Source organism: Nocardia sp. 852002-20019_SCH5090214, assembly GCF_001665865.1.
Classification (GTDB): domain Bacteria; phylum Actinomycetota; class Actinomycetes; order Mycobacteriales; family Mycobacteriaceae; genus Nocardia; species Nocardia nova.
Genome location: NZ_LZMK01000437.1, coordinates 1 through 7,922 on the forward strand (window position 1 = coordinate 1; position 7,922 = coordinate 7,922).

The 7,922-nt window shown below is 57.9% G+C and carries 6 protein-coding genes and 1 pseudogene; 4 read left to right on the plus strand and 3 right to left on the minus strand.

The features are described from left to right. Positions 1–753: 753 nt before the first annotated feature. Positions 754–1,455 carry a GntR family transcriptional regulator gene (locus A5780_RS37335; protein ID WP_231983217.1) on the plus strand — a complete coding sequence of 234 codons (702 nt, stop codon included), beginning with the start codon at positions 754–756 and terminating at the stop codon, positions 1,453–1,455. A gap of 51 nt (positions 1,456–1,506) precedes the next feature. On the opposite strand, the gene A5780_RS37340 is transcribed toward A5780_RS37335, so the two are convergent. Next, a complete protein-coding gene (locus tag A5780_RS37340; RefSeq protein WP_064911376.1) occupies positions 1,507–2,343 on the minus strand; it encodes a hypothetical protein in 837 nt (278 codons plus the stop codon). A 762-nt stretch (positions 2,344–3,105) separates the two neighbouring features. Between A5780_RS37340 and A5780_RS39640 the strand changes: the two genes are divergently transcribed. Beyond that, the gene (locus tag A5780_RS39640) at positions 3,106–5,172 is read left to right on the plus strand and encodes an AAA family ATPase (protein WP_082976944.1); all 2,067 of its coding nucleotides are present in this window, start codon (positions 3,106–3,108) and stop codon (positions 5,170–5,172) included. A gap of 122 nt (positions 5,173–5,294) precedes the next feature. Continuing rightward, entirely contained in the window at positions 5,295–5,996 is a 702-nt protein-coding gene (locus A5780_RS40540; protein WP_156769768.1) for an HNH endonuclease, read from the plus strand. A gap of 609 nt (positions 5,997–6,605) precedes the next feature. Here the strand turns inward: A5780_RS40540 and A5780_RS37350 are convergent. Then, complete coding sequence (locus A5780_RS37350; protein WP_030516848.1) at positions 6,606–6,854, minus strand: hypothetical protein; 249 nt, start codon at positions 6,852–6,854, stop codon at positions 6,606–6,608. A 1-nt stretch (position 6,855) separates the two neighbouring features. Next, positions 6,856–7,404: a TNT domain-containing protein gene (locus A5780_RS37355; RefSeq protein ID WP_063010830.1), complete on the minus strand. Its 549-nt coding sequence runs from the start codon at positions 7,402–7,404 to the stop codon at positions 6,856–6,858. Positions 7,405–7,723: 319 nt separating this feature from the next. On the opposite strand from A5780_RS37355, the pseudogene A5780_RS42365 reads away from it, so the two are divergent. Continuing rightward, a pseudogene (locus A5780_RS42365) lies at positions 7,724–7,922 on the plus strand (AraC family transcriptional regulator); the annotation flags it as partial.

Consider the following 7,922-nt stretch of genomic DNA (forward strand, 5'->3'; position numbering starts at 1 on the left):
TACGCACAAGGAGTTTGCGTATACGAAGGGCGAGAAAGATCAAACTCGCTGGTCAGCGCGCCGAAGTCGTCTTGTCCGTATACGTATCTTCGTATACGCTGAGCGATGTAAGGACGCTATTGCCGCCGGTCGAGGGCTTGCTGACGATCGACACGCGCGGCATCACGGGACAAGAAGGTGTGCGCAATGAGATTCCGCCCTACGGCTCTCGCGTGGATCGACCCCGATGTAACCGTCGCGCCAGACTGGGATCGTGCCCAGGTCCAGCGCCTGGCGAGGCATCTGGGCTATGCCCTCATTTGGCCGGCGAGCTCGTTGCTGCCGTTGCCTGATCAGGTCCGCACGGCCGACGTCGATGCGGTGATCGTCCCTTCGGCAAGCCACCTGGACCCGCTAACCCTCAACAGCCTCATGGGCTTAGCTGATGTCGAGGCCGTCCTACCTCGACTGTCATTCGCTCGATGGCCGATGCAGCAGAGTGGGCGGCGGGGGTGAACGCCGTGGAAACCCTCGGACTGCTTCTCGTGGTCCTGCCTCTGTCGGTCGTGGTGTATTGCGTGGTGACGTACTGGCCGGAGCGCCGTCCCTCGGATCGTCGGACGAAGCGGGCTGAATTGGAGGTTGTCGATTCGGATACAGATTCGAATACATGAATATTTCGCGCGATAACCAGCCCGAATACGAATTTACGTATACGAAGTGCGCTACACTAGTTTCCGGTCCTACGTGCTAGTGATTTTCGAATTGAAGGGAATGAGCCTCATGGCGGAACCTGCCTACGTTTCCATCGCAGGCGAGTATGCTCGCCGAATTCGCGGCGGAGAATTGCCGCCCGGAACTCAACTGCCGAGCTATTCGGAAATCGCGGCGCGCAACAATGTCTCCGACATCGTGGTGCGGAAGGCACTCGAGCTCCTTCAGAGTCAAGGGCTCGTCCGGTCTGTGCGCAGGCGCGGAGTGTTCGTATCGGATCGGCCGAACCTGATCCGGATCTCGCCCGAACGTCAGATGGAGGACCCGGAAGTGACGTTCGCGAACGAGTCGGACAGCACGGTTCAGATCGACCGGTCAACTGAGAAGATTCCAGCCACAGAAGCATTGGCCGATGCTCTCGGCGTAGCAGTCGGCGAGGAGATCACCCACGTTGTCACTCGTGCCAGCGAAGATGGCCGGCCTATCTCCGTGTCGGACAGCTACCAACCTGTCGACGTAGCGGACACATCCGACGCTGCCACACTCGAGGAAACAGTGGCGGACAGCATCCCGGTGCCGTCACACGCGGAGTGGTTGAAGACCACCCCCGGCGACCTCGTGAAGACCGTCCACCAGCGCTACATCACCGCGACAGGACGAGTAATCATGGTCTCGGATGTGTCCTATCCGAGGGATCGCTATTACGCATTTGTTTTCCGCATGAATTTGAAGCCGGAATTTGAAGCGGCTACCGAGCACTAAAGCGCTACACAACCGCTGGTCATCCGAATATGGATGACCAGCGGTTTTCTTCTATTTCCGGATCCAGCCCTGAGCCTGATCGGCGAGATTCCACCAAGAGACAAAATTCGAATCCTCTGATTCGATCTTCCATCGCGCGTTCAGCGCATCGAAAAAGGCTTCATCGCCGGTCTTTCCGCCTTTCGGCTCACCGATGTAGACCAACCGGCGGCCGTCGTTCGCCTCGAAGGCTGCCAGCGCATCCGACGCCATCGTGTTGCGCCATCCAGGCGGCCAGCACAGGAACAGAACCTCATCGGCACTGCCGACCGACCGCGCAGCGAACTGCCCGAGATCACCAACGCTCAGCCAGACATCCGCTTGGCCTTCGGCCTGAGTGAACGACGGATTGTCGGATCGGTCCGGCGGTTCCGAGTCATACGCCGCAACGTCAAGACCCGTGCTCGCCAGTTGCGCAGCCCAATAGCCGCGGCCGGCTCCGAGCTCGACTACCGAACGCCCATTGCAGAATTGATGCATCCAAGCCACGGTCTCCGGCGACGGAATCGCGTAGGCGTAGGTGGCCTGCAAGATGGTTTGCGCGAAGCCCAGTCGCGCGCTTCCTCGAGGCCGGCCACCGTCCACGACCCGGCGCCCTTGATGCTCGGACACCGATGGCGCCACGATGTCCCAGTATGGGTTCGCGCTGATCGACGGCCCGCCCGTCATGTAGTGCACGAGTCGCAAATCGAACGCGGCATCGGCCCGGTCGTCTCCCGTCCCCGGCAGCATCGGCGCGGTGCCGAGGTACTCCGCCACCTTCGGATACTCGGCCCGAAGACGCTGTTCGTCCCCCAACAATCCGGCCAGTTCTTCACGACGGTCCGCCGTCAGCGCAAGCTCAGCCATGCTCCAAGTCTGTCCGCGCACAGGCTGTTTCGGCGAGCAAATGCACTCACCTGCATGGGTCGTTGCCGAATTTGGCTATAGAGGATCAAGGGCGGCGCTGGCGCGCCGCCGAGCGGCGCCGCCACGCGGCGCCGCGCAACGCTCGCTGAAAGGACGTCGCTCGCGGCGCGTCGGGCGCGTCGGCGCCGCTCTGGCGACGTGGAGGAACGCTGACTTTTGCCCTCTGACCACCTTCATCAACGAGGCAGTGCTGGGCGCGCCGTCTGCCGTCCCCGACTGACCTCCCGCAGCCGGGCCCGAATCGGCCGGCATCCAGCCCGGTCGACCGCTCGTGTCGCCTTGCCGAATCGACTCCCATCCGATCATCCCGTCGTGTTGCGGGAGCAGGCGCGACCTTCGAGCTGCATGCCCCCGCTCGCGGTTCGTCGGCGTTGGCCCCGCCTTCCAGCCTCAAGGGTGCGTCCGCGTCAGTTTCGCCGATATGCATCAACCCCGGAGCCTCTATGCGCGAAGGGCAATCCTCACTGTCGACCTGGCTATATGACTGAATGACTGACGGTCGCTGCCGATCATCAGAGCCAAAGTACGCGAAGCTCCAGCACTACCGAACACAGCGTCGTAGCAGCCACCTTATCCAGGTAACTGCATGCCCCATTTCTGTACGCATCTCTAGTTCTGTCGGCAAGCTGGAGATCGGCTCAGACCGAGTGGACATCTCGCGGAAGGGCTGCTCATTCTTCTCTTCCTCGGTACTCTCAATGCATGAATCAGCGTCGGGTCGGACCCGGAACGAACTACCTAGGGGACGTATATCGCATCCTTGCTGAGATCGATCATTCTTCGCGAAGCAACACAAAGTATTCACACTTAGAGTCGGTCATTGCAGGAATATTGCAGCTGGAACCAAAAGATGTGTACATCGCGCACGTATCGAAGTCTGGAAATGTCAGCGTGCGGTTCGGCCAGTCACCGAGAGCGCAGAATGCGAAAATTTTGATCGCAACAACGACTGAGAACGGGGATCCTGACGAGATCACCCAAGCGGTCATGCGATATAAGGTCAAGAATAGTCTTGATGCTGAAGGTCTCGTCTTCTTCGAATACGATACAGGTCTTTGGACTTTATACTCTGCCGTGGTCGAATCCCGGCCGACGCCACCAATAACAATTCCCCTACTTGTCGAGAACTTCGACGACATCAAGCTCGCGCTCGTTACGGAAGAGCCACCGCCTATCGATGAAAAAATGTCGACGGCGGGGCAAACAAAGGTTCGCTTCGTCGTAATCGAACGATACGGACAGCTGCCCGAAGGCCCGTTTCCGTTAGTAGTTCTCGAGCGCGACAATTGGGATGACTATGGTTTTAGAACCCTTTTCAGGGTGCGCATATATTCCACCCCGCATCAGTACGTAGATGCCGGCACTGTAAAGGTACTGCGGAAAGGCCAAGAAGGCGACGCGACGCGGATGCCTGAAGGTGTATTTGCCACACTAAGTGACGAATACGCATCTTTAGGGCAAAGTTATTCATACTATGAAGAATTACATAAGCTTGAAGGTGGAGGTCTGGGAAAGGCGATCCTTCGTGGGCTGCGCGATGTCGTTCTAACGTCATCCATTAGGGACAATTTCGAGACCGAGCCAGGGTTTCAGCGTTCACTAATGCGAATGGGAACTGCAGAACGCGCTCTAGAAGATGCCCCCGCACTATTTAGAGCTCGTAAAAAACAAGCATCACAGAGCGACCACGGCTTAAAGTTCAAATTTTTGACAAACACAGGCGGCAACAATTTCACAGTAGACTTTGAGTTCAACCGATCGGAATGGCTTCCGGATCGTATTAACGCAATTATCGGCTACAACGGCACTGGCAAGACGCAACTCTTAGCGAACCTGGCGTTTGTTGCCCTAGGGGATCGATGGCAGCGTGAGTCTAGGTCGGATGCGTACGGGTATATCGACAGCGCGGATACCGTACGATTCAGTTCCGTCATCGCTATCTCGTACAGTGCATTCGATACGTTCAGGCTACCTAGGTCGGATTCTTCGGTCCTTGAAACGCAGGAGGACCAGGGCGTATTTGGATACTCCTACTTCGGTTTACGCGCGGCGTATACCTACGATGATGACCCGTTCCTAGAAGGACCTGCAACATGGAGTTTGAAGAGCACCAATGATATAACAGAAGAATTTGCCAGCGCACTGGAAGAAGCTCGGCGACGAGATAAACGTCCGATATTGAGCCATGCCTTACATGCTCTCGGTGCCGACCCATCTTTTGGTCGCATTGGAATCAATATCGGTGACGTTGTGTCGCAGTACACATGGGAATTCAGACACCGTTTCGACGCCCTTAGCACCGGGCATAAGATAGTGATAAATATCCTCGTGCAGATTGTGGCGGGCGCCCAGCCGGGATCTTTAATTCTCATCGATGAGCCAGAGTCTCATCTACACCCCTCCCTTCTGGCGGCTTTTCTAAAAGCGCTAAATATCATTCTCGTACATTACGAATCTTACGCGATTCTGACCACCCATTCACCGGTGATTGTCCAAGAAATACCACGCCGCTATGTTCGAGTGTTAAAGCGGATGGGTAGTCAGACGCGGGTAGAGGAGCCAACCGAAGAGACGTTTGGAGCCAATATCGGCACCTTGACTCGCAGCGTGTTCAATCTCGATAGCAGTCAAGCTGATTTTCACTCAGTGCTTGAAAGGCTGGCATCGGAAATGTCGATCGCCGCTATCGATGATTTGTTTGATGGGGAGATGAGCGACCAGGCGAGGGCATACGTCATGGCGCTGAAAAGAGGGGGCGTAAGTAGCTAGTGTTCACTTTTCCAGCTCCGGTACGCGACTGTCAGAATGATTACGATACTGCGTGTAGGGTTAGGCGAAAGAGTTCCAAGTCCGCATTGCGGAATCTTCGTCCACACGTTTTAGAACGTTATTTGGGCTACAACCAATTCGCGCACAACCCAACCGTTTTGGAATTCACTAAGGACGACGCCAAGATCCTTCGCGACAACTACGAACTCACCTACGACGGTGGCTCATTGTTCTCGCTACGTGAACAGCTATTCGAGGGCGCCACGGGAGGGCTTTGTGGTATGTGTGGCGCGGCACAGGCTGGTACGCTTGACCATTATTTGCCTCGTGAAATGTACCCGGAGTTGAGCATTCTCGCGCCAAATCTAATTCCTGCATGCGATATGTGCAACAGGAAGAAATCTACTATTGTCGGAGATAACGATTCGGGAAGGTTTGCTCATCCATATATCGATGACCTGAGTGACTTGGATGGAATAGTTGTATGCGAATTCGAACTGGTCGAAGAAATGCTGATACCTCGGTTTTCCATCAACGAACACCTGCCGGATGATGTACGCCGAGTCGCATACTTTCACTTTGACAAGCTCGACCTCGCCGGACGGTATGGGGCAAGTGCGGCGGTGGAAATCCTCGAGAATAGTGGTCTATATCGGGAATATTATGAGATCGGTGGGGCGCAAGCTGTATCTTCTGAAGCTTCACGAAAGGTAAAGAGCTTACTGCGAAAATTTAGTGCCATATATTGGAAGGTCGCCCTCTATCAAGGAATAGAGAGGAGCGAGTTGTTCTGTAATGGCGGGTTCGAACGGATCTCCGCATAGGCAGTTGTTGGAGTGTTGTCGTACGTGTGTCGCATGTTGTGCAGGGATCGGGATCTCCGAGACAGGGCCCGGTGGAGCTTGGTTGTCCAGACGGGCCGATCAGGCGGTTGGGAGTTCAGTCAGATAGCGCGCTCCTTCGTGCCCGGTACGCAGTGAGTACGCAGCTCCGCCCGGCGGTGCCCCATTGAGCCAACGTTACGAACCCAAATCTCCACGTCAGGCACACGGAGTCATTGCCAGCCAACCAACACAAACGCCACGAACGGTGTTCATCATCAACGTAGTGATCTACTGTCTGCCAGGGTCACCGCGGTCACCCAAAGCCCTGCGCGTCACTACGGTGTCACAGGTGAGGGCGAGGCCCATCGGACTCGGACATGAATCGTCGTTACTTTGACCGCACAAACGTCCGCGTACATCGGCGTACCGACTCAGATGTCGCAAGACCGTCCAAGGCGGAATCCGTTGCCTAGCACGCACTCTGAACGTTCCCAGCGGACAACTATGTACACACGAACCCATCAGAAGGTTGGGAGTTCGAGTCTCTCCGGGCGCGCAGTGGAACGGCCCCTCACTTGATGACAAGTGAGGGGCCGTTTCGTAGTCGCATCACGGTGGGGGGTGTCCCATCATGGATTCGTAAACCCATGCGGCCGCGTCGGATTCGGCGGCGAATCGGCCTCGGACGTCGTACTCACCGCGTTCGAAGACGCCGACTTCCCAGTCGCCGCCGGATCCCGGTCGCAGGAACCAGAAGTCGGTCGGCAGCGGGTCGTGGGTATGAACGCCGGCGATCTGGAACCACTGCGGAGGCTTTCCGGCGGCGAGCAGCGCGGCGGCCAATTGCCTGCGATCCATATCAACCAGGGATCTCTTCGACCAGGTAGTGGTTGTCGAGCAGCCATTGGACGGTCGCTTTTCCGCCGGGGTACGGCTGGAAACTGGTATCCAGAACATATTGGGTACCGAGTCCGGGCTGCTCGAACCATGGCTGGGCCGGCCCGGCCTCCACTTGGAACGGCGCGAGTACGCAGTAGACGTGATAATCGCTTTGCGTAGTGCCCCCGGGCGAGTTGAGGTTCTGCGGTGGTATCGCGCGCCCGCCGTACGACTCGCCCTCTTGTGCCAGGAACTTTCCACTCGGAGCACCGAATCGGTCGATACGCTTGCCGGGCTGCAACACCTCCGGGTGTGCCGCCGTACGGCCGTCGATGATCAGGAATCCGTCATCGGGTGGATATATCCACATGGAATTGTCCGGAGTGCGGTACTTCGCAATGAACTGGGCCTCGGTGAGGTTCCCGAAGCGCTGATATCCCGTCAGCAACGGACCCACAGGTGGATCCTGCGGCAACGGGTCGGGCCCCAGATATTCCTGCCCGTCGTAGTAGTTGGTCGTCTTCGGCACTGTGGGCGGCGTACCGGGATGGCAGGGCGACGCCGAGAGGGATCCGGAGCCGGAACCGGATCCCGAGTCCGGTAGCGCCTGCGCCGTGATCGGAGGCCCGATCAGCAGAAGTAGCGATGCGAGAAAAGCGGTGAGGACAGACCGGTGACGCAAAGTACCTCCCTGGATTAGAAAGTAGCTGCGGTGCGCCGAGCATACGGAGCCGCCGCGATTTCACCCTGATCCGCGAGGGCGTGTCGCGCGTGTTGTCCCTACGCCTCTGGCCTGCACGAACGAATGTGGCGAGCACCGGGTGAGGGATCCGATCTACCCTGGCCGGGTGGGAGATCGCGCGTGGGAGATCGTGCGCCCGCGCGAGGCCGCGGACGGGCTTGCGATGCTCGGGTATCGCGATCGTGCCGGTGCCGGATTGGAGCTTCGGGTGGCGGTGATTCCGGCGGTGACCGTGGCGGTCGACTTCGGCGGGGGCGGACTCGTCGTGGAGACGACGGAGGGGGGGGGGGGGAGCGGCGGGCTGG

Coding starts and splice junctions, on each gene's coding strand:
- A5780_RS37335 (WP_231983217.1), top strand. CDS start 754: ATGAGCCTCATGGCGGAACCTGCCTACGTTTCCATCGCAGGCGAGTAT.
- A5780_RS37340 (WP_064911376.1), bottom strand. CDS start 2,343: ATGGCTGAGCTTGCGCTGACGGCGGACCGTCGTGAAGAACTGGCCGGA.
- A5780_RS39640 (WP_082976944.1), top strand. CDS start 3,106: ATGAATCAGCGTCGGGTCGGACCCGGAACGAACTACCTAGGGGACGTA.
- A5780_RS37350 (WP_030516848.1), bottom strand. CDS start 6,854: ATGGATCGCAGGCAATTGGCCGCCGCGCTGCTCGCCGCCGGAAAGCCT.